This is a genomic window from Scytonema hofmannii PCC 7110, assembly GCF_000346485.2.
Lineage (GTDB): Bacteria > Cyanobacteriota > Cyanobacteriia > Cyanobacteriales > Nostocaceae > Scytonema > Scytonema hofmannii.
Genome location: NZ_KQ976354.1, coordinates 239,639 through 264,827 on the forward strand (window position 1 = coordinate 239,639; position 25,189 = coordinate 264,827).

23 protein-coding genes and 1 pseudogene are annotated in these 25,189 nt (G+C 40.4%); 5 read left to right on the top strand and 19 right to left on the bottom strand.

Features of this window, described 5'->3' with window-relative positions; all coding sequences use genetic code 11:
* Positions 1-217: 217 nt before the first annotated feature.
* Entirely contained in the window at positions 218-1,168 is a 951-nt protein-coding gene (locus tag WA1_RS01090; RefSeq protein ID WP_272819044.1) for a hypothetical protein, read from the bottom strand.
* Between the two features lie 181 nt (positions 1,169-1,349).
* Here WA1_RS01090 and WA1_RS01095 point away from each other — a divergent pair, with 181 nt between their 5' ends.
* On the top strand, positions 1,350-2,330 hold the full coding sequence (locus WA1_RS01095; protein WP_017749287.1) for an RpnC/YadD family protein: 981 nt from the start codon (positions 1,350-1,352) through the stop codon (positions 2,328-2,330).
* A 307-nt stretch (positions 2,331-2,637) separates the two neighbouring features.
* On the opposite strand, the gene WA1_RS01100 is transcribed toward WA1_RS01095, so the two are convergent.
* The 11 genes from WA1_RS01100 to trpS form a co-directional block, all read right to left on the bottom strand.
* On the bottom strand, positions 2,638-4,836 hold the full coding sequence (locus WA1_RS01100; RefSeq protein ID WP_017749286.1) for a dynamin family protein: 2,199 nt from the start codon (positions 4,834-4,836) through the stop codon (positions 2,638-2,640).
* A gap of 54 nt (positions 4,837-4,890) precedes the next feature.
* Positions 4,891-6,972, bottom strand: coding sequence for a dynamin family protein (locus WA1_RS01105; RefSeq protein WP_017749285.1), 2,082 nt, complete (start codon positions 6,970-6,972; stop codon positions 4,891-4,893).
* 2 nt (positions 6,973-6,974) lie between these two features.
* The gene (locus WA1_RS01110) at positions 6,975-7,313 is read right to left on the bottom strand and encodes a DUF3040 domain-containing protein (protein WP_017749284.1); all 339 of its coding nucleotides are present in this window, start codon (positions 7,311-7,313) and stop codon (positions 6,975-6,977) included.
* 181 nt (positions 7,314-7,494) lie between these two features.
* The gene (locus WA1_RS59225; protein ID WP_017749283.1) at positions 7,495-7,644 is read right to left on the bottom strand and encodes a hypothetical protein; all 150 of its coding nucleotides are present in this window, start codon (positions 7,642-7,644) and stop codon (positions 7,495-7,497) included.
* A gap of 6 nt (positions 7,645-7,650) precedes the next feature.
* On the bottom strand, positions 7,651-7,914 hold the full coding sequence (locus tag WA1_RS59230; RefSeq protein WP_017749282.1) for a hypothetical protein: 264 nt from the start codon (positions 7,912-7,914) through the stop codon (positions 7,651-7,653).
* A gap of 99 nt (positions 7,915-8,013) precedes the next feature.
* Positions 8,014-9,126, bottom strand: a complete 1,113-nt coding sequence (gene cas6, locus WA1_RS01120; protein ID WP_017749281.1) for a CRISPR-associated endoribonuclease Cas6 — start codon at positions 9,124-9,126, stop codon at positions 8,014-8,016.
* 245 nt (positions 9,127-9,371) lie between these two features.
* Positions 9,372-9,593 carry a hypothetical protein gene (locus WA1_RS01125; protein ID WP_017749280.1) on the bottom strand — a complete coding sequence of 74 codons (222 nt, stop codon included), beginning with the start codon at positions 9,591-9,593 and terminating at the stop codon, positions 9,372-9,374.
* A 3-nt stretch (positions 9,594-9,596) separates the two neighbouring features.
* A complete protein-coding gene (locus WA1_RS01130) occupies positions 9,597-10,709 on the bottom strand; it encodes an AAA family ATPase (RefSeq protein ID WP_017749279.1) in 1,113 nt (370 codons plus the stop codon).
* On the bottom strand, positions 10,706-11,842 hold the full coding sequence (locus tag WA1_RS01135) for a DUF262 domain-containing protein (protein ID WP_017749278.1): 1,137 nt from the start codon (positions 11,840-11,842) through the stop codon (positions 10,706-10,708). The genes WA1_RS01130 and WA1_RS01135 overlap by 4 nt, the downstream gene beginning before the upstream one ends.
* Positions 11,843-12,255: 413 nt before the next feature.
* Positions 12,256-13,182: a methylenetetrahydrofolate reductase gene (locus tag WA1_RS01140; protein WP_017749277.1), complete on the bottom strand. Its 927-nt coding sequence runs from the start codon at positions 13,180-13,182 to the stop codon at positions 12,256-12,258.
* A gap of 74 nt (positions 13,183-13,256) precedes the next feature.
* Complete coding sequence (gene trpS / locus WA1_RS01145; RefSeq protein WP_017749276.1) at positions 13,257-14,270, bottom strand: tryptophan--tRNA ligase; 1,014 nt, start codon at positions 14,268-14,270, stop codon at positions 13,257-13,259.
* A 202-nt stretch (positions 14,271-14,472) separates the two neighbouring features.
* On the opposite strand from trpS, the gene WA1_RS01150 reads away from it, so the two are divergent.
* Complete coding sequence (locus tag WA1_RS01150) at positions 14,473-16,044, top strand: B12-binding domain-containing radical SAM protein (RefSeq protein ID WP_017749275.1); 1,572 nt, start codon at positions 14,473-14,475, stop codon at positions 16,042-16,044.
* Between the two features lie 145 nt (positions 16,045-16,189).
* On the top strand, positions 16,190-16,900 hold the full coding sequence (locus WA1_RS01155; protein ID WP_017749274.1) for a hypothetical protein: 711 nt from the start codon (positions 16,190-16,192) through the stop codon (positions 16,898-16,900).
* Positions 16,901-17,424: 524 nt separating this feature from the next.
* Here the strand turns inward: WA1_RS01155 and WA1_RS01160 are convergent.
* The 6 genes and pseudogenes from WA1_RS01160 to WA1_RS01185 form a co-directional block, all read right to left on the bottom strand.
* Positions 17,425-17,822: pseudogene (locus WA1_RS01160) on the bottom strand (IS66 family transposase); the annotation flags it as partial.
* A gap of 187 nt (positions 17,823-18,009) precedes the next feature.
* Complete coding sequence (locus tag WA1_RS01165; RefSeq protein ID WP_017749273.1) at positions 18,010-18,648, bottom strand: hypothetical protein; 639 nt, start codon at positions 18,646-18,648, stop codon at positions 18,010-18,012.
* Positions 18,649-19,218: 570 nt separating this feature from the next.
* Positions 19,219-19,980 (bottom strand): sterol desaturase family protein, encoded by a 762-nt coding sequence (locus WA1_RS01170; RefSeq protein ID WP_017749272.1) that lies wholly within the window; start codon positions 19,978-19,980, stop codon positions 19,219-19,221.
* A 154-nt stretch (positions 19,981-20,134) separates the two neighbouring features.
* Positions 20,135-20,335 carry a type II toxin-antitoxin system HicB family antitoxin gene (locus WA1_RS01175; RefSeq protein WP_017749271.1) on the bottom strand — a complete coding sequence of 67 codons (201 nt, stop codon included), beginning with the start codon at positions 20,333-20,335 and terminating at the stop codon, positions 20,135-20,137.
* A gap of 99 nt (positions 20,336-20,434) precedes the next feature.
* Entirely contained in the window at positions 20,435-20,605 is a 171-nt protein-coding gene (locus tag WA1_RS01180; RefSeq protein WP_272819045.1) for a response regulator, read from the bottom strand.
* 22 nt (positions 20,606-20,627) lie between these two features.
* Positions 20,628-21,206, bottom strand: coding sequence for a Uma2 family endonuclease (locus tag WA1_RS01185; RefSeq protein WP_017749269.1), 579 nt, complete (start codon positions 21,204-21,206; stop codon positions 20,628-20,630).
* Between the two features lie 452 nt (positions 21,207-21,658).
* Here WA1_RS01185 and WA1_RS58485 point away from each other — a divergent pair, with 452 nt between their 5' ends.
* Both WA1_RS58485 and vapC read left to right on the top strand, forming a co-directional pair.
* Positions 21,659-22,009: a hypothetical protein gene (locus WA1_RS58485; RefSeq protein WP_017749268.1), complete on the top strand. Its 351-nt coding sequence runs from the start codon at positions 21,659-21,661 to the stop codon at positions 22,007-22,009.
* Positions 22,006-22,413 (top strand): type II toxin-antitoxin system tRNA(fMet)-specific endonuclease VapC, encoded by a 408-nt coding sequence (gene vapC / locus WA1_RS01195; protein WP_017749267.1) that lies wholly within the window; start codon positions 22,006-22,008, stop codon positions 22,411-22,413. The genes WA1_RS58485 and vapC overlap by 4 nt, the downstream gene beginning before the upstream one ends.
* Before the next feature lie 150 nt (positions 22,414-22,563).
* Here the strand turns inward: vapC and WA1_RS01200 are convergent, their stop codons facing one another.
* Positions 22,564-25,008 (bottom strand): HAD-IC family P-type ATPase, encoded by a 2,445-nt coding sequence (locus WA1_RS01200; protein ID WP_017749266.1) that lies wholly within the window; start codon positions 25,006-25,008, stop codon positions 22,564-22,566.
* Positions 25,009-25,189 lie beyond the last annotated feature (181 nt).

The following is a 25,189-nucleotide window of genomic DNA, read 5'->3' on the forward strand; positions in this document are numbered from 1 at the left end:
CAAGTTTTCCCCAAAATTATTAATAATTCTTCTCAATAAACTCATAACCAACCACCTTCAAACCCTTATCCAGTAAGTTACCTGAGGGGGTCAACGAAAGAATGAAGGTTTCAGCCATTGCTTGACCCCCTCAGATGCTTATCAATAATGGAGAAAATATAATGGTAACTTATTAATTAAGAGTGCCATACACTCTTTAAAGGCCACTTTGTATCAATCAACATTTATTCCAAGCATCAGCAACATAAGCCGAATCAACCACAGTACCCATTAAATTGACAGGCGTATTCGCTGAAGCATAATATTTAACCTTTCGCGACAGTTCATCAATAGCATTTATTCGTTGCTTCCCAGGTCGAATATAAACGACTAAAACAGCTTTATTTGGAAGCGCATTCAAAATTTTTTTAATTTGCTCAGCTACTCTTTCTTCTGTTAAATTAGCAATTTCCACTTCTGATAACTTATTTTTTTCTTCATCTAAGATTAACTGATAATTTACTAAATCTAGAACAACAACATCGCCAGATATTTTCAGACGTTTGGAAGCATCTAAAATTTGTGTGGATTTAAAACCCCTTTCTGCAAGCAGTTGATACTCTTCTGGATAATCATCACTCAGCAATGGTTTGTCTTGTGGAAGAATGTAATTAATATTTATCCCACCAAGAACCTGTTCTCGGTCTAAAATTCGTTTGAGATTGTCAACTTGTTGTCCGATCGCTTCACCAACCGATATTTGGAGTCGTCGTTCAACTTCCTCACGAATTAACTGTCGTGCTTCTTTAAGACTTTGATTAAACAAGTAAATGCTAATAGTTCCAGTCACTCCTAAAATGACTCCAAAAACTACAAACGAAAGATTAATAGCACCAACAAAACTACCAAAACTATTATTCAGGCGCGTGTTAGCATCTTGTAGAAACTGGATTTGAGTTTTTAGCAGTTCGACATCCGCAGCTGGTGAGGGTGATGGTTTAGGAGTTGATGCAGGTAGCCCAGGAGTTTGCGCGATGAACAACATCCAAACTTTCCAAAACCAAACTCCAGTTAAATTCAATAAACTTTGCCAATCCATATCTTCCTCTATATCTAGTACTTTTGTCACATCATTGACCGTATATAGTGGTATGATACGCGACAAATAGGGCTGCGATCGCCGAGCCATAGCACACCAGCGTTCAAGCTCCCAAGCGGGTAGAGTATAGCATTGAGTTAAATATTTGTCACACAATTGGTTCCAAATGAGACCAATTTGCTCTGAGATGGTCTAAATGTGTGCCATCAAGCCATTTCTATGTAAATCTACATAGAGCAAACCTCTATAAATATGAGGATAAGAGTTCAGTATGAGCAACCCGCAAACAGAATTTGATAGTCCTTGGAAAGATATCCTACAAATATATTTTGAAGACTTCATGCGCTTCTTTTTCCCCCAAGCTTATGAGGAGGTGGATTGGACGCAAGCACCAGAGTTCTTAGACAAAGAACTGCAGCAAGTGATGCGGGATGCAAAACTGGGGCGGCGATTGGCGGATAAACTGGTGAAAATTTACCTGAAAACAGGAAAAGAAGTTTGGGTGCTTGTACATATTGAAATTCAAAGTCAAGAAGAAAGCGACTTTGCTCAAAGGATGTTTATCTATAACTACCGCATCTATGATTGTTACAAGTGCTCGGTGGCTTCATTGGCGGTTCTAGGAGATGAACGCAGTAATTGGCGACCGAATCAATTTGGATATCAGTTATTTGGTTGTGAAGTTGGGTTTAAATTTCCGATAGTAAAGTTGTTAGACTATCAATCGAGGTGGTCAGAGCTAGAAGCCAGCCGCAATCCCTTTGCAGTGGTAGTGATGACTCACTTAAAAGCAAGACAAACCCGTAATAATCGTACAAAAAGGCTTCAGTCGAAGCTAGAGTTGACTAAACGACTATACGAGTTGGGCTTCAGTCGAGAAGATATCATTAACTTATTCAAGTTAATCGATTGGATCATGAGCCTCCCTGAAGAGTTAGAGCAAGAATTTTGGCAGGAATTTCGGAATTTTGAGGAGTCTAAAAGTATGCCGTATATTACAAGTGTCGAACGACTTGGAATTCAAAAAGGTAAACAGGAGGGACGACAAGAAGGACGACAAGAAGGACTGCAAGAAGGACTACTTGAAGGTATATCCTTAGGTTTGAAACTCAAATTTGGTGGATCTGGTCAAACTTTATTACCAGAAATTGAAGCCATCGAAGACGTGAATTTATTAAAAGCAATTCTCAAAGCTTTGGAATCAGTCTCTACACTAGAGGAGTTGCGTCAAATTTATCAGACTCACAACTGATAGTTGGTAGTACAGAGCGTAGTATGGTGCGAAGCACAAAGCCTAACGTACCATACAGAAACTACAAATTCAGTCAGTTAATCAGGTCTTGAACGTGAGAATGCGAGCAACTTACAGTCATGACGCTACACGCACAATGCGATCGGCTGTAAGGAAACCCAACAAATGTCTGTAAATGTTGGGTTTCGTTCCTCAACCCAACCTACGTGTTTTCGTATTTTTAGGCTTAACCACAAGTATTGAGTTCCGATCGCATTATGGTGCGAAGCGCAAAACCTAATGCACTATAGAAGAACTACAAATTATATTAAACGTCTAACAGCGCGTAAGCCTCGTTAATTAACCGCATTTTCTCTTGAGCCTGTTTTTGCTGTTGTGGCTTATTGACAAACAGATCGGGATGCCATTTTTTCACCAAAGTTCGATACGCCTGTTTCACTTCAGACTGTGAAGCACCGGCTTGCAAACCCAAAATAGTATAAGCACTCTGAATTTTTTCTTTCTTCGTCTGTGCTGATGGTTGATTTGGTACTTTGTTACTTTGAGTCGATCTCTGTTGCTGACTCGCTTGAGAACTAGATGAACCCGTGTTCGCTTTCATCTGTGCTATTTCTTCATCAATTTCCCAAGCACGGAATTTTGCTTCTACATCTTTCATATTAGGAGGTGGAGGTGATGGAATTTGGGAAGTATTCCCCTTGTCTCCCTTATCTCCCTGTCCTTTTGTCCCTACTTCCTCCTTCACCCCCTTACCTGATTGACGGTACACCGATCGCACGTCTTTAGGTTTAGGCATTTCCGCTTCCACCTTCACCTCAGCAGGAATGGGAATTTTCAAAGTTTTTTCTAACTGTTGATACAATTGATATAAACCATTTTGTAGCTGCCATAATTCCTGACGCTTTGGAATCATATCTAAAGGCTCTTGTTCTTTATTTTCTAAAAAACAAATGACTTTTTCAGATTTTTTATCACAATCACTTAAGATAGATAATCCGCGATCGCTAAGACAAATTAAATAATTATCAACAGCATCCAAACAAAGTTTAGCTACCTGTTGATGATAAGATTCTTTTGTTGTTTTTTCCCCATCTTGTTGTATTTTCTTATTCACTAAATAAGAAATACTGCCAACAACAGCAGCGCCTATAGGACCGCCTAACAACCAACCGATACCACCTCCAACTGCTATGGAACCAGGTTCACTCAAACCATCAGAGCTACCTGGCTGAGAAGGTAAAATGACTTTTGGCTCATCGGGTAAGGGAATGAATAAATCCTCTGGGCGTTCTTCTTGAAAAAATTCGTATGCTTGGTACAGCCATTTCACTATATCTTGCTGTAACTCTTTTAAATCCTTTTGAAGATGATCTTTCTCCCAAGTTTTAAAACTATTTTGTGCTAGAGCCACGGCTGCATCCGCTTGATACTTATCTTGTAAATTGGATAAAGCCAACCAACCGCGTAACTTAGAGAGACTAACAGAGAAGCCTTGTTTGATGAGTTGTTCTGCACGGATTTTTATATCATGTTTAGCGTTTTGTTTCTCATCAAATGCTTTGATTTCATTTTGCAAGGGAGTTATTTTAGCTTGTAACGATTGTTGAATTTTGACAGCTATAGATTCAACCCTTGGTAAACGCACCTTTTGACTATTTTGTTGAAATGTTGACACAATACTTTGCAAAGCAGATTCAAAAGCAACTAAACCGCTACTACTTGCTGCTGCGACATCACCTTTCAGCCTTGCTCTTAACGCAGGTAAAGCATCAACACGATATAAATTGCTAAAACCAGGTGGTAATTCAGATCGAAAACTTTCAGCGACAAACCGCAAACGATTTTGGACTTGTTTTTGGTCTTCTGGCTCCAGTAAGTTAATAAAATTAGCAACAAAAATAACTGTTTTAATACCCCGTTCTAATAACCAGTCCCGCAAGTGTTCTCGCTCGCCTAAAGTCATTAACTTACGAGCATCAAGAAGTTGTACAACTAAATCTGCACCCAAAAGTTGTTGGCGGACTAAATTATCTTGTTCTTCTCTGTCATTTGTTCCTGGTAAATCCAAGAATTCTACACCAGTGTCTAAAAAGGGGTGAGGACAAAAAACTTCTACAGATGCAACATCGCTTCGCATCCGCCGGTCATTATCTAAAACGGCAAATTGCTTTAAAACTTCGGTTCCATTACGATAAACTTCTGTCCCATCTGTTAGCATAATCCGAGTTCTGAGGCTAGTTCCATACCTAACAATAATTGCAGCCCCAGTTGTGGGAATCAAATCTATTGGTAATGCGCGATCGCCCAACATGGCATTGATTAGGGTAGACTTACCATGATTAAACGGACCAAAGACTGCAATCCGAAAGTTGGGATGAGTGAGGTGATTGCAGATAGCGATCGTATCTTGATACAGTTGTGATTTAGGATCTAAATTGAGCAAAGCAGATGCCGATTTTAAAGTATCTGCTAGTTGTTGGTAATCTTCTTGTTGCTGTGGTTGCATCCTTTTCTTCTCCTCCCCACTCCCTACTCCCTACTCCCCACTCCCTATCTAAAGCTAACTGTAGTAAGCTAGTAAATTGTTGTAAGCTGACTCAACTGTCTGCAATTGAGTAAAGATGTCTTCTTCCAACTTTTTCAACCGCTTCAATTCAGTTTCGCGATCAATTTCACGAGTTTCCTTTTGCTTGAGCAAATTATCCAACTCCGATTTCCGGGCGGAGATATCATCATTAATGCGCGTGCTGACTTCTTTTTCATAAGAATCAAAGCACTCCTTTACCGCCTTATGAACAGTATGCCATTGCTCTTGGGCGACTTGTGGCAAATGCTTCACTAACTCTTTCTTTGCTGTTTTCACTAACTCTTTACGTGCTTGATCTGCTTGTAAAAAGCCAACACCCAAGCCTAGCAAAGCAAATCCAATCGGTCCGAGGAAAACACCTGTCACTGCTGTAATTATCCCACCAATCCCAATGACAGTGAAGTAGTTTAACAGAATATTTTTCCAGTCAAAACCAGCACCAGCCATCGCAACACCCGCTAGGTTACCGCGAGAGAGGGATAACAATCCCATCGCCCACTTCGCCCAACCAGGAGAGTTATCTTCTTCAGCTCTGCTGTTCGTGTTAACGTTGACTTTTTCTCCAGTCAATTGTTCTGTGATTCTGTCTGTGACTTGATTATAAGATGCACCATACTGTGCTGCACTTCTCGACAGTTGGACAAAGGCTGTACTGATGTCTTTTTCAGCGGTTAAAGTCCAAGCAGCAGATTTATCGGTGATGTATTGTTCAAAAGCTTTTTGCAGTGCGATATTAAAGGCTTCTCGCTTCCCACTGCTGAGAAAATCAAACAGATTTAATTCTGGCTGATAGCGGAGGAAATCTGTTTCAAAGGTATTTCCCAAGCCCAAAACATAGTCGCGGAAAGAATCTGCAACAGCTTTAGATTTTGTGTCACTGGTGTTTCTGATTTCTTGCTGAAATCGATCTCGGATATTTGTGAGTTTTTGGAATTCTGGTTCTACAGAGTTAATTCTTGTTCGCAATTGGTTGACATCTTGGTCAAGTAATGGGATTCTTCTTTCAATGGCTTCACGAGTGCGATCGCATGCTTGTCTTGCTAATGTTCTGACTTGGCGCAGTTCTGCGATCGCTCTTTCGCGAGTCAGAAAAGTGTTCAGCGAACCCATAAATTCAGGAAAACCAGTTCCCTCCAAAGAAGCCTGAGGATTTTTCAATCTGCGGCGCAGTGCTTGAATAGAAGAGATTTCAAACACTCGTTCATCATAGATATCGTGACCATCTACGTAACAGTATTCCGATAAATTAGCTCGGAAAACTTGTCTCAATCTATCCTCAGCCGATTTTAATTCCTCTTCGTCGTCAGGGTCAATCAAAGATTCCTTCACTTGATCCCAAGCATTAATCAGAAAGAAAACGGACAGTCCCCGACCTTTAATATAATTTTCCAGATAGCGCCGTTCCCCAAGCGTGCAAGGTTGCGATGCTCTCATAACAAACAAGATAGCATGACAGTTATTAACGTAACCCAACGATAATTCGTTTCTTGCTTCTGTATCATTTAATCCTGGGCTGTCAACAATTTCAATCCCCTTGGATAATAGAGGTAAAGGGTACTCAACCACTGCATAATCAACATCTGGAAAAGCTTGTTTTTTCTCTTGCTCTAGTTTTTTTGCTTCTTGCGGGTCGATAGTATATTTAAACTTAAAATTTTGAAAATCCAATTGCTGCGGGCTTTTGCCATCATTATAGTGGACAGTGACTTTTTTTTCCGAGCCGTAGCGTAAAACTGTTAAAACTGCTGTACAGGGATTCACATCACTTGGTAACAAATTCTCACCAAGTAAGGCATTCAGCAAAGTACTTTTACCCCGTTTCATATCTCCGAGAACGAGTAGGCGAAAGACACCAGTACGGAGGTTTTTACTAGCGACTTTAATATCTTCAATATCGCGTTCTAAACTCAGTTTTCCGGATGTTGTGTCTCCAGCAACTTCCGCTTTATCAATGGTGTCAGCTATTTTATTTAAAGCAACAGCCACCTCAGAGCGAACTTGTACAACACGCTCTAAGTCATTGAGAAATCTATCAGTTCCTGCTTGAGTTACCATATTTATTTTTTCCTAAAAATATTTTTACTTGTTGGGTCAAAAAAGAGTTTATAAGCAACAAACCCTAGCAATCCAATGATGACAACGCCTGCTAAAGCTGATGCTACTTTAACAGCAACAATTGCTATAACTCCAAGAGCAAATAATTTCGCTCCTAGAATAGCTTTTTTTTGCCACAGTTTTTCAGATGTTTCAGGCTGATGCTTTACGGTTTGATAAACCTTGGCATTGTCAGCATTGATTTGATTTTCTAACTCACGCAGTCTCAGTTCAGTCTCTTTTTCCCGAAGTTGACGCTCAACTCGTTCTAAGTCTTTATACTTATCATCTGGAGATTTCACCCTTGTTTACTCCAATCAATTAGGATAATATCAGCACTAAAAAAGGATTATAAGTAAAATAGCCTACATTTATTTAAAATAACACCAGTGTAAGTACGGATTTAATGGTCATTAAATTCCATAAGATCCCCGACTTCTTCAAGAAGTCGGGGATCTTGCAGAGCGTCAAATCTTGGACTGATTACTGTTCACTGTTCACAAATCTTGCTAACAGATCTTCACGGGATAAATTAGGTAACTGTAACAACAAAGCTGCATACTCTTGTGAAGGTAAATCAGCGATTGGTTGAATCGCTGCTGCTAATTCTTCATCTACAGTTCCAAATCGCATTCTCAATCAAGAATCTAAAGTATCTATTGTACGGCGACGTTCTGCTTGAACCCCTTGTTCTCTGGCTTCTGCAAGTCTTTGTTCGTAAACTGGTGATAACTGCATAATTAAATCCCGCTCCTCTGGGTCTAAATCTTGTTTCAGTTCTAATGTACTTTTGAGATTACTTAACAAATCCATCAATACTTCCCGTACGGGATGATCTTCTGGTAACGCTTGCAATTCTTGGATAGCTTGTTGCTGTACTCTTCCTTTTCCCAGTATCCTCAACCATAATGTTTTTTCTGTCGGTGGTAACTGATGTATTGCAACGATTGCTACTAAAGTTTATCCGTGTATCTACTGTTATTTAGACAAATATGGTTATGACTATTGCTCTTTTAAAGCTCGACGTGCCAATTTCGCATAAGTCTTTACAGTCTCATAAGGCATATCCAAATCTTGCGCCACGACCTGCAAAGACTCTCCCATTTCCCGTCTTGCCAAAATAGTTGCCCATTTCGAGGCTATTTCATCTGCACGTTCTCCTCCAGTTCGCTTGCGTTGCGCCCTAAAAATTTCTACTAAATCCTCAATTCGTTTTGCTAACACGCTTTGCACATCAGGTATATCTTGGAGAACTTCAGATGACCAACCCAAACGTGTTTGTCCCAAACCAAAAGTGGTTTTATGACCGGTTCCACAATAAATTGCGAGTTTCCCCAAAGCATAAAATAACTGCTGAAACTCTGGTTGTTGTGCTGCTTCCTTAGTCAAACTCAACTCAATTGACCCTGTAAATCCTGTAACTGCACCTTTTTTACCTGCTAATACCTTTACAGTTGTCACCTGACAACGATTAATCAAGACATTATCATCGACCCAAGTCAGAAAAGCATCTTGGTCAACAGATATACCGGAAAAGTCATTCCAACGCCTTAGGTAGCTGTGAAAGACGTTCACTGGAACGGGTAAAGGTAGATGATGACCTTTGCGACGGAAACTCGTAGGGCTAAGAAATTTTAAAGAGATTATTCCACTGTGTTCAGAATCTAACAGTTCAGCATAGGTTGTAGGAGGATGTGAAATTTGACAGGAAGCTATAGTCAAGGGGGCGTCCCGCAAATCTACTGTAGAAGGTAACTTTTTTACCCACTGCGCCATCCACTTTTGCACTCGACTGGATAAAGCGGTGACGTACCAATGATAAGAAGTGTTTGCAAGTAGTTGTATTTGTCTACCGCTACTTGTTAGCTCTCCATCTAATGCTGAAATAGTAAAGGGTTTTTCGGATTCTCCATCGTGGAGGTAAGCTGAAAGTTCTGGATCTGTGGAACGTACTTGATCGAGAAACCAAGCATGAAGTCCGATAGTGTATTGGGCGTAAAGATAAAAATCTTTCTGGGGGACTAACTCAAACACCAAGCCTATTAATTCTGTGTTTGGCGACCATTTTAGGCGAGACTGAGGTTTGCTTGGCTTTTTTTGAGAGCGTGGAGGCATGATGGTGTTTGAGTTTTTTTGTATTTTATCTTGCTTTCATCCCCATTAGGGGATGAAAAGATAAATTTTTATTGACTACAGGCAAAGGTTTTTTTCGGGAATATTACAGGTTTGAATATGGACAAATCACAGCAATTGTCACTCTTATTAGACCACATGCAATACTTGTCGGTTAAGCCTTTTTTTCCTCCCCTGCACCCCCTGCAACCCCTGCACAAAGGTGCTTGTCTCCCTCGACAATTTTCTCAGCCCTTGCAGTATTGAGACCACATGGAGTGGGGTGGGCGTCCTCGCCCGCCCTCTATGATGTACGGGCGGGGACGCCCGTACCACAAGAGCATAGTGTGGTTCATATATTGGAAAACTGCTGTAGTCTTAATTAAGCATGACATCCATTGTTTTGCTACCTCTTGATTAGGTGCAGGCTGTTGTAAAGAGAGTTCATTTAAGATTAAGTCGATATCCATGTTCTACTCTCCTGCTGGTTCAAGCAAAGCGTCTAAACTTTTTTCCCACTCATCAAAGAAGCCATCTGGCCATTGGTCTATTCTTCCATTTCTATCAATTTTTGGTGAAACAACTTCAGAAAAAGCCAATCCTTCTTTTTCCTTGCGTTGAAAGTAATGCAACTGAACGTCTTCAGGAGCAAGCTTACCGCCATGAACAGCAAGACGAATTCCATTTAAAACATGGTCGCTATGAGTTTCTATCACAACCTGAACGCCGCAACTAGCTGCGATCGCTAGCAACTCGCCCATTTTTGCTTGTCCTCTTGGATGCAGATGAGCTTCGGGATTTTCAATTATAATTAGCGTTCCTGCATACGATGACAGTACTGTTAAAATAATCGGCAGAGTGTAACTAATTCCAAAACCAACATTTGTGGCACGATAAGGGTTACTATCTCCATAAGAGTATTGAAAACTCATCAAATCAACATCTGGTTTTGGAGTAATTTTGATGCGTGTACCAGGACTCACTTCCCCTATCCATGCTTCAACTTGATTAATTAAATTCCAAGACTTTGCCTTTGGATGGCTCAGTTCTTTATTAGGAATATCTTTATCTCTATAAATTGAAAGAAAGTGTGCAGTGTATTCACCTTTAGTCCCAATTTGCCCAAGTCGTCTTACTTGATAATCTGACATTTCATTAAAGGGTCTCGGTCCAATACGCTCTGCTTGAAGATAATGAAATTTGTTGCTGAAAAGGCTTAATTCATAAACTTCTTGAGTAAGCATCTGTGATGCAATATTCAATACGTCAACCTCTCTGTCATATCTAAAACGCCATATTCCTTCTATACCATTTTCCCAAACAATATCAAAGCCAATAGGATCTTCTTTACCTGCACCCTCAAAAAGAGCATCTTGAGCTGTACCAATACAAACTAGATCCCCATTTAATGCTAAACCTATGTCAGGCAATAAACTTTGTTGATATGATTGACGCAAGAGTAGTAATGATTGTAACACTGATGATTTCCCAGTACTATTGAGACCAGAAAATAGAGTGAGTGGTCTGAATTTAAGGGATTGATTTTCAAAAGCTTTGAAATTAATTAAGCGTAGTAAATGAATCATACAAGTACTTCCTGAATAATTTTTTCAATAGTAATAAACCTATATTCTATTTTACTTGTAGCTTGAGAAATAGACGTTAAAAAATCTTTATCATTGTCTACATAAAAAGTAAAACTATTGAGTAATTTTTTCTTCCGTTTTTTCAAGGTTTCAATTTGTTCATTATTCAGTTGGCTCAAATTTACTGACCAGGACTCAAATAAGGATTTATTGACTGGATATTTTTTCTTATTTTTATTGGAAACTTTTCGGAAAGCATCCGTTCCAAAAATTTCCAAAGCTACAAGCATTACTTTTTTAAATTCTTTTTCAATATTTTCTAATTCTTCATCTGATAAATAATTCGCTTTAGACAAGGCTTTACTTAAAAAAGAATCTCTAGTTTCCTCTTTATAATCTTTATAAGAAGTCAGAGTAAAAGCTAAGAAACCTAGTACAAATTCCCGATCATCCATACGTTTTCTTTTTGCATCACTCAAAGGAATTACTCGCTGAAACTCTTGAGTTTCCGTAAGTCTAATCAAAAACTTGTTTGCCTTACCAGGGTTTAAAGCATGACGCAGTTCTTGAGAAGAAAGTGGTACACCTCCTGTATTAATTCTTTTAAAAATATTATATTTTACTTCAATAGGAGTGCCTTTTTCAATCAGATAAACTGTTACTTGAGTTTCTTCAATTCGCCGTTGATATCGACGCTCTAATTGATCGTATGTTTTATCCTCTAACTCCTTGAGATACTCCAGACCTGTTAGCTTTAGATTTTTATCACTCACAAACTGTTTCAGAGCAGATAGCCGTTGCAAGCCATCTACAACCAACCATTTATCTTCATTAGTAGCATCCATATAAAAGGCGGGTAGGGGAATGCGAATGAGGATAGATTCAATAAGTCTGCTTTTAACATCCTCCTTCCATATGTTGGCTTGACGTTGAAAATCAGGTGCTAAATCAAGTGCTTCCTCATCAATTCGTCTTAATAACTGTTCAATAGTTGGTTCTTTGGTAACAATATTAATTTTTTCAGGATCGTACCGTAAAGTAGTATCTTTATCATCTAGAAATTCTTCTTCATTATTTTCTTCATCTACCATATCTTCATCAATGAATTCAGCATTATAATTCTCATTTTTCATTTCAAATACTCCTTAGCCATTAATATCTAAATCTGTTGTCACAAATCAAGCTAACTAGTCAGGCTTGCTATTTATCATTTATCAGTTGTTATTTTTTAAGTATAGGATTGAGTTAATCCTAACTAACCGTTGAAAATCTCAGTTCTCTCTTTCCTCTGTGTCCTCTGCGTCCTCTGCGGTTCAAAAACAAATCAAATAGGATTGCTATAGTCCAATCATATCAGCTAGGTAAATTTTTTTTAACCAACCATTAAGTACTCTTAAAATTTGCTTGATAGATAACCTCTTGCTTACCATAACAGCTAGCTCTGATAAAATGAGTACTAAGTGTAAAGCTGCACTTAGCACTCAAAAAACTCACAATTTCGCAAAAATCAAATTGATTTTGCTGAAAAAAATAAATTTGTTATTATTCAAGACACAACACTACCAACTGGTGCAACCCCTGCTAAATCCAAAATTTGCGGAATCAAATCTTCACGCTTCACCGCCATCATGTGAACTCCATGACACAATTGACGCGCTATCTGCACTTGTTCGGCAGCAATTTTCATACCTTCTTCTAAAGGTTTTTTTGCTTTTGCCAATCTATCAATTATATCTTCAGGAATATTCACACCCGGTACGCATCGATTAATAAATTGAGCATTCTTAGCTGATTTTAAAAGAAAAATTCCTGCTAAAATCGGTTTATTACAACCACCCCCTATTTGATCCATAAACTTTTCTAGCCGTTCAAAATCTGTAATTAACTGACTTTGAAAGAACTGCGCTCCTGCTTCTAGTTTGCGCTCAAATCGGCTTTGCAAACCCGACCAACTTTTACATTGTGGGTCAACGGCTGCACCAGGAAATAAGTTAAGTGCTCCATCTGTTAAAGGTTGCTCGTTGCAATCAACACCATGATTGAGCTTCTGTATTATTTGTAGCAAGCGTATTGACTCTAAATCAAAAACCCCTTTGGCTTCTGGATGATCCCCTGCTTTCACGGGGTCACCAGTCAAAGCGAGTATATTATGAATACCCAAAGCATGAGCGCCCATAAGATCGGCTTGCAAACCAATCCGGTTGCGATCGCGGCATGCAATCTGACAAATCGGCTCAATTCCATTCTGTAACAAAATAGCTGATGCCACTAGCGAAGACATCCGCAGCACAGCACGGCTACCATCTGTGATGTTGACAGCATGAACCCTCCCCTTAAGGGTCGCCGCCATTTCAAGCATATGTGTTGGATCTCCCCCTTTAGGAGGTGCAACCTCAGCAGTCACGAGAAACTCCCCTGCAAGCGCTGCTGCGCGAAATGAACTCAAGGGAGTTGTTTTTAAGATGTTGTCCATAAAATTGGAAGAAGTTAATTTTAGACCTTAGATGTACAGTCCATCTAAAATCTAAAATTAAAAAGGTAAAAATGCTACAGTGGTATTGAGTAACCCATTGCCTTCTTCACTTGTGTCAGTGTTTCGTTGGCAACAGTCTCAGCTTTCTGCCTTCCTTCACGCAACACAGACTCAAGGTAGCCTTTATCGTCCACGATCGCCTGATACTTTTCCTGAATGGGTTTCAAAGCAGCGTTCACCACATCTGTAAACAAAGGCTTAAATTGTCCCCAGCCCATATCCTGACATTCAGCCGCAACCTCTTCCTTAGTTTTGCCTGAAAGCAGCATATACAGTGTTAATAAATTGTTACTTTCAGGACGTTCTGAGTTATCAAACTCCAAACCGCGAACTGGATCGGTTTTACACCGCTTAATTTTCTTGGCAATCTCATCAGGAGAGTCTAACAGATTAATCCGGCTCAATTCTGACGGATCGGACTTTGACATTTTCTTAGTCCCATCCGTTAAACTCATTACCCTAGCACCTTCCTTACGAATTAAGGGTTCTGGTAACTTCAGCACTGGACGATCCGGTTTAGCAAACAAGTGGTTAAACCTGTTAACAATATCCCGCGTCAATTCCAAATGTTGCTTTTGGTCTTCACCCACTGGCACCTTATCTGCTTGATACAGTAAAATATCAGCAGCCATTAACACTGGGTAGTCTAACAAACCCGTATTAACGTTTTCTCCCTGCTTCACTGCCTTTTCTTTAAACTGAATCATATCTTCCAGCCAGTTTAGGGGAGTGATGCAGTTAAGCAACCAAGTCAGTTCGCTATGGGCAGATACGTGAGATTGTATAAAGATAGTGGAGTGGCTTAAATCAATACCACACGCCAGATAGAGAGATGCGATCGTGTAGCTATCTGATGCAAGGGTTGCGGGATTGTGCGGTGCTGTAATGGCGTGCAAATCCACCACACAAAAGAAATTATCGTACTGGTTTTGGATTTCCACCCAGTTACGGATAGCACCTAAGTAGTTACCCAAATGTAGATTGCCCGTAGGTTGAACGCCAGAAAGGACTCGTTGCTTGTTGCTCATGTATTTTACTTTGATTAGTCGTTAGTGGTTGGTGGTTAGTTGTTAGTGGAAGAACTACTAACCACTGTACGGGCGCAATGCCTTGCGCCCCTACTAACCAATAACAATTAGTTTACAAAAATAGACAAAACGTAAGCTCTTTTGAAGCAAAGTAGAAGTAACCTAAGTTTAAGTATTTTTAACACTCCGAGGTGTGTGCTCCATGAAAGCTTTACTCCTCTGGCCTATAATGCCCAATTCTTTCTGGTCTTACCAAGAAACACTCGATTTGTCAGGTTTACGCACTACAAATCCGCCTTTAGGATTAATTACTGTAGCTGCATTGTTACCTGCTGATTGGGAAATTCGGTTGGTAGACCGTAATGTCCGTCTGGAGACAGATGACGATTGGGCTTGGTGCGATATTGTGATTATCTCTGCAATGATAATCCAGAAACAAGATTTTCGAGAATTGATTCAAAAAGGAATTGCGTTAGGTAAAAAAGTTGCCGTGGGTGGACCATTCCCCACATCAGTACCAGAATTTGCTTTAGAGGCCGGAGCTAACTATCTCATTTTAGATGAGGGGGAATGCACTATCCCCATGTTTTTGGCAGCTTTAGCACGAGGAGATGAACGGGGAATTTTCCGCTCTACAGAAAAACCAGATGTCACTCAGACTCCCATAGCCCGCTTTGACTTACTGGATTTGAATGCATACCTAGCGATTACCGTACAGTTTTCACGGGGTTGCCCTTTTCAGTGTGAGTTTTGCGACATTATCAACTTGTATGGACGTAAGCCCCGTACAAAAACACCAGAACAAATGCTTAAGGAGTTTCAAGTCCTCTACGATTTGGGCTGGCGGCGGTATGTGTTTGTTGTGGATGACAATTTTATTGGCAACAAACGCAACGCTAAATTGTTTTTGCGATCGCTCATCCCTTGGATGGAGGAACACAATTATCCGTTCATCCTCATAACAGAAGCTTCTCTTAACTTAGCAGAAGATGACGAACTCATTGAGTTAATGGTGAAAGCTGGTTTCACCATGGTGTTCATGGGTATTGAAACACCAGATACAGATAGCCTATTGGGCATTCACAAAGTTCAGAACACGCGCCAAGATTTAATGGAGTCTTGCCATAAGATCGCACGAGCGGGATTGCAGATTATGTCTGGCTTCATCATGGGCTTTGACAACGAACGCCCTGGTGCAGGTAAAAGGATTCGGGCATTTATGGAAGAGACAGGAATTCCTCAAGGACATTTTAGCTTGCTACAAGCATTGCAAAACACTGCTATGTGGAACCGCTTGCAGCAAGAAGGAAGATTGCTGGATGGGTTTGGGACGGTTCACCAAGGCTCGATTATGAACTTTGTACCAACGCGTCCAGTGGAAGAAATTACCGAGGAATACATTGACGCATTTTGGCATATTTACGAACCAATGCCCTATCTCAAACGAACCTTCCGTCACATGATGATGATGAAAGGATGGCGTGGGAAAACCAATCGGCCAATAACGTGGCATGAAATTCGCTTATTTGCGGCATTATGCTGGCGTCAGGGTGTAGTGCGTTCTACAAGATTTAGGTATTGGTGGCAATTGATAGCGATCGCTCTTGCCAAACCCCGTCTTGTCTATGATTATTTAACAGCCTTAGGTATTGGAGAGCACTTTTTTACCTACAGACATGAAGTTAAAGCACAGTTGCAAGCGCAATTAGACGCATTACGCCATGCAAAGGAAGAACAGCAGGAGGAAAAAAGTTATCAGCTCGAGACTGTTTAAGAGAAAGCACATTTAACTAACAAATTGCTCGCTCTTAAGGTTTTCTTTGTGTTCTTAGCGTCTTCATGGTATAAAAAATATTTTTGAACCGCGAAGACGCTAAGATCGCGAAGGTTAACAGCAGTCAAAATATAGTTGGGTGAGAATGCCTACCTCTCGGAACAAAGGGATTGCAGTTTTGTTACTTGATGCCGAAAATCTTCAATTAACGGTAGAGATGGAAACGTTCTTGCAGTCGCGCTGTTCTTACCAAATCACTTACAAAATCGCATTCGCCAATTGGCGGACGTTAGGAAATGCAGATCAATTATTGTACGAGAGAGGATACGATCTTATTCAAGTACCTGGGGCCAAGGATGCTGCTGATGGAAAAATGATTGCTTTTGGATGTCAATTGCGCGAACTATACCGCAAAGCCAAAGCTGTATTTGTCTGTTCATCAGATACAGTTATGGTAAGTTTGTGTAATTGTTTGTTGCAACAAGAATTAGAAGTCTACCGAGTTGTGCGACAAGATACCCAAATCAAAGTATCGAAATATCCTGGCGATAATAATGTCGCTGTTTTTGGTAAGAAAACTGCGACGACAACAACTGTTGCGGCTACTCAAACTGACGAGCCTAACCGAGCAGCGATTGAACAGCAGTTAATAGATATTATTCATGATGTTGGTACTGACAAACAATCTATTGCCTTATCGATTTTAGGTCAAGAGTACTTAAAGCGTAATAATGAACCAGTTACTAAAGCATTGACTCGGTTGAAACTAGGTGGCGATTTTAAGAAGTTTATTACCAATTCTAAACTTCTAGAATTACAAAAAGTTAACAAAGTTTTTAAAGTTACGCTTATTTAGAGGATGTTTGTAAAGTCTCAATTCATGCTTGTCTTGGCGAATGGAATTCGCGTCTATACAGGCAAAACCCACCTACGTGGGTTGGGGCGATTTGCGTTTAGCTTATCACTGAGTGCCGTTCTGTTTACGGTTGGCTTTCTCTTTCTAACACGTAACCGTTCAGGGAGGGAGTGCCCTGAAACAGATCCATTGCCTAATTAATCGCTGTGGGCAGAGATAATTAGACGAAGATGAACCGATGTAGATTCAGGGAGAATCACTCAGGCGATCGTAGACAAAGATGAACCGATGTAGATTCAGGGAGAATCACCCAGGCGATCGTAGACAAAGATGAACTGATGTAGATTCAGGGAGAATCACTCAGGCGATCGTAGACGAAGATGAACTGATGTAGATTCAGGGAGAATCACTCAGGCGATCGTAGACAAAGATGAACCGATGTATATAGTCAACATCCCCAGAACCGAGAACTGCTGATCCTCACCAAGGAAGTTACAATTGCATTGCTAGATTTTGGCTCCTGGTCACTCATTGATTACCTCTGGAAGCAAACAAGGAGCTTGTTTGCCAAGGCGAGCACGACTCAACCGCTTGTGTTATAAACTCCAAAACATGACGTTGCTGAGATTTGAGAGTTGTAACAACAGTGAGCATTCGCGCCACAAAAGTGCTCCCAGCTTTTGTTTGAGAACCAAAACTGGTACGTCGCTTTTCGGACCGCAGGACGAATAGCTCTTTCTGCTGCATTATTTGTTGGCTCTACACCCTCCGTCGCCACAAAAAGCCACATTGCAGATTCGACCTTAAGTAGTTGACGACAAGTACGAACAGTTTTAGCTAGAGGGGTTTTTTCACGTGATGTAATCTCGTAATCTGCCGCTTCAAGCAATAGTGCTTTTATACTGCTACGAATATCTTTGACTAATTAACGCTCGTAAGAAGGAAGAGGGAAGACCGAAGTTGTATCCCCATCAATAAATTGAGGGGATTTGAAATGGCAAGAACAAAATTTTACTTTTCCATCAATAAATTGAGGGGCTTCTACCTTAGGAAGGAGGAAGTGAATGGGTGGCTCAAATTTGGGCAACCTTTGTGCTGCGATCGCGTAACTAACTTTCAGGTAACTTGCACTTCAGAGAGTTAAAAACTGTTTCTGCTTTTTGCACGCCATCCACACCATGAGCCAACACAATAACAAAATAGCGGTTCTTTCCGATTACCACACTCGTTTTGTAACTAACAGTAAAATGAGTTTTGGCATCGTCTGGTGATTTCGTCTCCCCTTCTTCCACAGTTACCAGGGTGGGTGAACCACAAAGTTTTTTAGGTTCTGACCTGGAAGTAGAGACTTGAAAATTATCTCTGTCTCCTAGAAAAGTGCTATCAAGAATTTGCTCAACTTGCTTTTTATCTGTTTGCGAATCAATGACAACCCTCGCAACTAAAAGACGTATGTCCGGATTGTCACTGTTACTGGTAATGAGTGCTATTTGCGCTCCTGCTAGATTTAAACCAAGTACACCTTGAGAACCGTCTGGAAAGCTATAGTTCATAATGCTCCTAGCTATAGCTTCTGCTCTCTGTGGCTTGAAGGCATTGGTCGTGAACTGAATCGCTAGTCCAGTGATGCCAATCATTACTAGAAAAATAGCCCCAAAAAATACAGCAATTATTTCTAGTAACGTAACTTTATACTTGAAATTTTTTGGTGGTAAAACTTGGTTCATGTGTATTTGTTCAGGAGGCATTGCGACTGTTCTTTTTTCTTGGCGTTTTTGGTTCTACCGATCCCTTTATGCAAAATTGGGTTCAAAATCGTTGGAAGCATTACCCTGTATGTATTTTAATTACGCCTTGAAAGGATTGGCAATACCCATCCTACACTATTTGAAGAAGACCGTATTTAAATGAACTGCATAATTGGTTTTAGCATAGCTTCTGAATACCGTAGAAAAAGCCTCTTGTGTCCGGTCAAACTATAACGGACATCAAGAGGCTGATATAAATGACTACTAATTAGGACATTGTCAGTTGCCTATTCAGCAAATAGCTGCCAATCAAAGACGATCTGATACTTGCCACCGTATCCAAAAAAGGCGATCGCTTCCCAGGTGATTCCTGTTGTCTGCCTACTGGAGAGCACTAATTAAGTAGTCGAAGTAACAGTTAAGGTTTAACATTCAATTGCATAAGCTTTGTTAGCATTCCTCTACAGCATGACAAAGTGCTGTTTTATTTCTGGGTTTATTCGTTTTATTTGATTGACTTACAATACAAAAAGTAAGGAAAGTGTCGATTTGAACTCTTTTAATTGACGCTCACGAAAAATCTTCGATGTGGAACTCATTCTCATAATTAGGGTCTTGAGTACCGAGTAGTTTGTCCCAGAGCGTAAAATACAATCCGTAGTGCATGGTGTACTTGCGATGATGTATCGAGTGATGCGTCGGACCGATGAACCACCTTCCGAACCAGTGGCTCTTAAATGACGAGGGAAATAGCTCGAATCCAACATGATTCAACACTGCCCATACCGTCATCGTTATGAGCGCCGCAACTAAGGTGATGAAATGGAGCGGGACTATGAAGACTACACCTACAAAGAAGAGCGCCTGTACAATCGCCTCTGGCGGGTCAAAAGCGAAGGAACTCCAAGGTGTTGGATCTCCCGAACGGTGGTGTCCATGATGCATCCATTTGAAAAGCAAGGGGTGGTGAAACATCCGGTGAATACAGTAAAAGTACGTATCCTGAAAGATAAGCACTGCCACAAAGCTGACTCCTAAATACCACAGTCCATACTCACGGAGGTCAGTGTACAAGAGCGTTACTCCCAAATCGTATTCTGAGATGATGAATGCTGCACAAAGAGCAAAAATAACCGCAGAGAGAATCGATAGTTTGATATCGTTCCAAATCGACCGACTCAACGGTGGCTTGAAACGCAAACTCCGTTTGGCCAGAGACTTCCCTAGAATCGAATAGAAGAGCAAGTACGCTCCCCCTGCGATCAGAAAGTATCGGGCAAAAATAACCCCGAAGAAGACAAACCAATAGAACCAAAATGAGTAGTTCGTCAATTTAACGTTTTCTCCTTCGGATAGAACAAATCGCTCTCACTTTATATTTCGTTTTTGAATTTTGAGTACTATCTGTTAGTATACTTTTTTTCATACTAAAATACCAACTAGAAGAGCATACAGATTACGAGTAGAGCCTTACCAGAAATAGCTTTCATATCGATAGCTCAACTAACTGCTTCTCTGGCTCAATTTCTTCTCGCTCACTTGCAACCTCTAACCAACCTTGAACAGCTTCCTGTAACATCTCTAGCAAGTGTTCGTAGCTCTCTCCCCAAGTATGACATCCTGGTAGTGCAGGTACAGAACCACACCACACTCCATTTTCTTGCCAAATAACCGCTTTGATTTTCATGAACTATCCATCAGTCTGTACTCAATAAATTTTAACGCATTGGGCATTTTCTGCGCTTCCAACTTCTGACTAAATAGTGATCGGTAATTTGGATTGGTTTCATTTCGATAAACAGCCAAGCACAGCAAGGAACTCATCAAAATCCAAGGGTTTGGTTAACCACAAGTCAAACCCAGCACACAGAGCACGTTCAAGCATCTTTTCATTGCCATAGCCTGTCACAGCAATGGCTAGCACCACTTCCCCTTGCTCTCCCGAAGAGGTTCTCACTTGTTGAATTAGATCGTAGCCCTTATTCAAAATTAACTTTATCGTAAATATCAGCAAGCGCGATTTCAAAATTAATATAATTTAGAGAAATTGTTTCGTTTAAATCATCATATTCGACAAAAGTCCAGCGCTTCTTATCTGTTTTAAAATATTGCTCGATATGTACTTTATATTGATCTATTAAAATATATTCTTGGAAAGTTGGAATAGTACGATAAGCCGCAAATTTATCATCTCTATCGTAACTTTTAGTAGAGTTTGATAAAACCTCAGAAATTATCAAAGGATTAGTAATAGTATCTTTTCGTCCTTCTTGTAATTGCAACTCACCATCAACAACCATGACATCGGGATAAGTGTAAATACCCTTTTCGGGTATCCACAACCTTTGGTCAGTGACAAATACTTGATAGGGTTGACGCCTAAGCGCGAAATTTAAAGCAGCACTCAAATTGAGAGCAATTTTATTGTGATTTGGTGTACCACCAGTCATAACTATAATTTCACCATCGATATACTCATGACGTTCCTGGGAATTAACTTCTAGTTCCAAATATTCCTCTGAAGTATAATATTTGATTTCGTCAACTTGTGAAATCATCGCTTTTGCTATCTAACCCTTCAAGACCTTATTCCCATTCTACTAAATTATGAGAAGGTGTCAGTGCTTTTGAGGAGTTGTAAGTTCAAAATGGCTGAACGCACCTATGCGAGCGCAAAATCAGTTAATCACCGTTCTTCAGGATAACAATAATTTGGCGATCGCTTTGTTCTACCGCGAACAACATTTCAGCGTTTAATTGCTTGATTTCAGAGCTTGGAACTAGCTACGCATCCCAAGGTGAGTCTTTTAACTCTTAATGTGAACCCAGCTTGTTTAAGGCTGATAGTCTGGTGCAACTAACTAAAATGGTGAGGCATGAAGCCCCATCACTTTAGTGCGGGGTGCTGACGCTAGGTATCTTCGTTTGCGGGCATAATTTACATCTAAGTCTTGCCTTTCATTGTAGACCCAAGTTATAGAATAAATTTATCCTCTATGTAAACCCCATCATGACTATCCCAGAACTCGAACAAAAACTCCTTCAGCTTCCCCCCAACGATAAACTGTATATCATTCAAATCCTTGCACAAAGCCTGACTACACACAAAAACAACACCCACTCAGAGCAATCCACTAAACTCTCAGAATTCTTCCGTCAATCCCTCTTAGCTGAACTTACCGAAGAATTAGACATTAGCCGAGGCTGGACATTGCTAAAAACCCTCATCGACTCCCTACAACCAGAAACTCCAACTCAAAAACCAGAATACCCCCTTCCTCAATTTTATGGATGTATCCAAGATGAAACATTTTTTCGACATCCCCAAGGACAACAACAAGAACGCGAAGCGATTCTATGAAATTCTTGCTAGATACTAACACTTGCATTATCTATCTGCGTGGTAGAAATTCTACCTTAAAGCAGAAACTAGAATCCACTACCGCTAGAGATATTGCTGTTTGCTCAGTCGTCAAAGCCGAACTCTTTTATGGTGCAATGAAAAGTGCTAATCCAGAACGTAATCTTACTTTGCAGCAAGAATTTTTAGCTCAATTTATATCACTACCCTTCGACGATCTAGCAGCAATGACATTTGGAATAATTCGCTCTCAGCTAGAAGTATTAGGCACCCCAATCGGAGCTTACGATCTACAAATTGCCGCCATCGCACTGACAAATAACTTAACCCTCATTACCCATAATACCAAAGAATTTAAGCGCGTTCATAACTTGCTGATTGAAGATTGGGAGATAGAAAATTGACAAAGGACTCGACTGTCTACTCCCTTCCCTCTTTCTTCGCGTTCTTTGCGTCTTTGCGGTTCATTTAAATAGATAGTCTTCGATCGGAAAAGGAGTAGTCGTTTCGCGAGTCTCAAAAAATCATGCTTGACTCGCATTCACAGTACAATCTTATTCCAAATCAACCCCCAAAAAGCGGTCTAAAAATCGCGATCGCCACATCAAACGCACAATGAAACTCCACTCTATAGCAACTAACCCCAACCACAAGCAATTGACAGGTGAAATTGGTGCTAATTCAAAAAAGTTACGGATAGGAGGAATATATAAAATTAAAAGATAGGCAATAATTAAAATCCCTGCGACAGTGGAATAACGCCAGTCACCACTCAGAGGTTCACTAGCAACCCATGCTGTTGTGGGCGGTTTTAGAAAAGGAATTAATAGCAGTTCGCAAAATACCAAAATAGTCACGAGTGCTGTGCGAGGAATTTCATAATCGACTCTAGCAATTCCAGCCGCAGGAGGTAGATCGAGTATGGCACTGACTAAGTAGAAAAGGTAAACAATTAAAGCCACCAAAGTGATAGACAAACTTGCAGGAATAATAAAATGGAGAATGGAACGCACCATGCTTCGTTTTGATTGTTCTCCCGGTTGCGCCCAAACAGGAATAAACATGGTGGGAATGCCAACACCAATGAGAGTGACAATTGCACTGTGTTTGTTCATCAACGGGAAGCTATCGGAAACGATCGCTGTGGCAAAAATAAGTAGTGTGACACAGCAAACTCGCACCATAAAGAGTTTCATGACATCACGGATGCCATTGCGAATCCTTTGCCCTTCTAAAAAGGCAGGGGGTAATGCTTCAAAGGAATCTTTGAGCAAAACTATATCGGCAATACCTCTAGTTGCTTGAGTGCCACTTTCCATGGCAATTCCTAAATTTGCCATCTTAAGGGAAAGGACATCGTTGACTCCATCTCCTGTCATAGCAACGTAATGTCCTGCATCTCTGAGACTTTTGACAATTTTGGCTTTCTGCTGGGGCGTAATTCGCCCAAAGACATTATAACTGGAAGCCGCTTGAGCAAATTGGGTATCATTCATTTGCTCTAACTCAGCACCAGAAACCAGCTTGATTTCTTCGCTAAACCCTGCTTGTAAAGCAATGGCTGCTACAGTTTGAGGATTATCTCCAGAAATGATTTTAACTGCAATTCCTGCTTTGGCAAAACCTTGTAGTGTTTCACTCGCTCCTTTTCGCAAGCGATCGCTAAAACTTAATATCCCGATCGCGCTAAGATTTGGTGGCAACGAAGGAGTCTTATTTGCTTCTAGAGAAACAGATCCCCTGCTGCGAGCAAACAGCAGAACTCGTAACCCTTGGTTAATTTGCTGCTGAATGTAATTTTGTGCTGCTGCATCTAAGGGTGCAACAACTGACAAAACTTCCGGCGCACCCAATACATATGTACCATATCTTTCGGAGTCGTCAAAGACTACTGAACTCCACTTGCGATCGCTAGAAAAAGGAACTTCAGTTTTGATAGGCTTGGTATAACCGGAGCAACCGTTAAGAATGGCAACTGTTGTTCGATTGCCTGACTTAGTACTGGCAGCATAATCACCTAGTAAGGAGCGAAGATCTCCTTCAGGAATTTGTATGGGATAAAGATCGTGTAATTCAATTTGATTGGTTGTGAGTGTTCCGGTTTTATCAAGACACAATACATCGACATTACTTAAAGACTCTATAGCATTAGTTTGCTGGATTAAGATATTTTTTCCCAACATCTGAACTGCACCCATGACATAGGCAAGTGTAATTGCAATTAAAAGCCCCGCCGGAATTAAACCTGCAATGACAGCGGCTCTTTGAACAATTTCATTTAATGATTGAGAGCGGATAATAAAACTAATTGCAATCAAAATCCACAAAAAACAAGCTAGGAGTAAAAGTATCCGAATAATTAAGTTAATTTCTTGCTGTAGTGGCGTGTAAACTTGACGGAACTCTCTTGCACCAGCCATGAGTTGGTAAGCGACTGTTTCAGTACCCACCTTCTGTGCTTCATAGCAAGCACGCCCACTGACACAAAAGCTACCAGAGTAAACTTCCTGTCCCTCTATTTTTGGAATTAAATCTGATTCACCTGTTAGCAGTGACTCATCGACTTCAATCCGTCCTTCACCAACAATCTTACCATCCACCAGGATTTGTTCGCCGGAATACAGTAGGAGGAGATCTCCCAACACTATTTCCTTCGGATCGATAGTATATTCTTTGCCGCCTCGAATGACAGTTGCCAAAGGGCGAGTTAGCAGGGCAATTTTATCTAGTTTTCGCTTTGCCCAAATTTCTTGGCAGATACCAATAACAACACCACTAAAAATGATAACTGCCACAAAGATCGCATCAGAAGGGCGCTGTAAAAACAGAAAAACACCGCTAATGGCAAAAAAAACTGCGTTGACAAAAGTAAAAAGGTTTTCGCGTAAAATTTGAAAGTAAGAACGGCTAGTTGGCAGTTTGACATTGTTACTCTTTCCTGCTAATCTCCTTTCTCTGACTTCTTGTTCGCTCAACCCTTGGAGCTTTGATATCTGCATAAATAATAGCAATTTTGGATTTTGGATTTTGGATTTTGGATTGAAAAACTTTGTATTTAAACTGTTTCAACCCAGGCATACAATACAAACTCTTCCAATTTGGTATAATTTAAAATTACGCTCATTCCTACACAATGTTGCCTCAATTGAGGTAAACAGTGGTTTTTCATGAGTCAATTGA

What these genes read in the sequence shown, in the direction of transcription:
- WA1_RS01105 (WP_017749285.1), bottom strand. Translation starts at nt 6,972, where the DNA reads ATGGTAACTCAAGCAGGAACTGATAGATTTCTCAATGACTTAGAGCGT.
- WA1_RS01150 (WP_017749275.1), top strand. Translation starts at nt 14,473, where the DNA reads ATGAAAGCTTTACTCCTCTGGCCTATAATGCCCAATTCTTTCTGGTCT.
- WA1_RS01140 (WP_017749277.1), bottom strand. Translation starts at nt 13,182, where the DNA reads ATGGACAACATCTTAAAAACAACTCCCTTGAGTTCATTTCGCGCAGCA.
- WA1_RS01185 (WP_017749269.1), bottom strand. Translation starts at nt 21,206, where the DNA reads ATGATTTCACAAGTTGACGAAATCAAATATTATACTTCAGAGGAATAT.
- WA1_RS01175 (WP_017749271.1), bottom strand. Translation starts at nt 20,335, where the DNA reads ATGAAAATCAAAGCGGTTATTTGGCAAGAAAATGGAGTGTGGTGTGGT.
- WA1_RS01125 (WP_017749280.1), bottom strand. Translation starts at nt 9,593, where the DNA reads ATGGATATCGACTTAATCTTAAATGAACTCTCTTTACAACAGCCTGCA.
- WA1_RS58485 (WP_017749268.1), top strand. Translation starts at nt 21,659, where the DNA reads ATGACTATCCCAGAACTCGAACAAAAACTCCTTCAGCTTCCCCCCAAC.
- WA1_RS01165 (WP_017749273.1), bottom strand. Translation starts at nt 18,648, where the DNA reads ATGCCTCCTGAACAAATACACATGAACCAAGTTTTACCACCAAAAAAT.
- WA1_RS01130 (WP_017749279.1), bottom strand. Translation starts at nt 10,709, where the DNA reads ATGATTCATTTACTACGCTTAATTAATTTCAAAGCTTTTGAAAATCAA.
- WA1_RS01135 (WP_017749278.1), bottom strand. Translation starts at nt 11,842, where the DNA reads ATGAAAAATGAGAATTATAATGCTGAATTCATTGATGAAGATATGGTA.
- WA1_RS01095 (WP_017749287.1), top strand. Translation starts at nt 1,350, where the DNA reads ATGAGCAACCCGCAAACAGAATTTGATAGTCCTTGGAAAGATATCCTA.
- trpS (WP_017749276.1), bottom strand. Translation starts at nt 14,270, where the DNA reads ATGAGCAACAAGCAACGAGTCCTTTCTGGCGTTCAACCTACGGGCAAT.
- WA1_RS01200 (WP_017749266.1), bottom strand. Translation starts at nt 25,008, where the DNA reads ATGCAGATATCAAAGCTCCAAGGGTTGAGCGAACAAGAAGTCAGAGAA.
- WA1_RS59225 (WP_017749283.1), bottom strand. Translation starts at nt 7,644, where the DNA reads ATGCGATTTGGAACTGTAGATGAAGAATTAGCAGCAGCGATTCAACCA.
- vapC (WP_017749267.1), top strand. Translation starts at nt 22,006, where the DNA reads ATGAAATTCTTGCTAGATACTAACACTTGCATTATCTATCTGCGTGGT.
- cas6 (WP_017749281.1), bottom strand. Translation starts at nt 9,126, where the DNA reads ATGCCTCCACGCTCTCAAAAAAAGCCAAGCAAACCTCAGTCTCGCCTA.
- WA1_RS01100 (WP_017749286.1), bottom strand. Translation starts at nt 4,836, where the DNA reads ATGCAACCACAGCAACAAGAAGATTACCAACAACTAGCAGATACTTTA.
- WA1_RS01155 (WP_017749274.1), top strand. Translation starts at nt 16,190, where the DNA reads ATGCCTACCTCTCGGAACAAAGGGATTGCAGTTTTGTTACTTGATGCC.
- WA1_RS01090 (WP_272819044.1), bottom strand. Translation starts at nt 1,168, where the DNA reads ATGGCTCGGCGATCGCAGCCCTATTTGTCGCGTATCATACCACTATAT.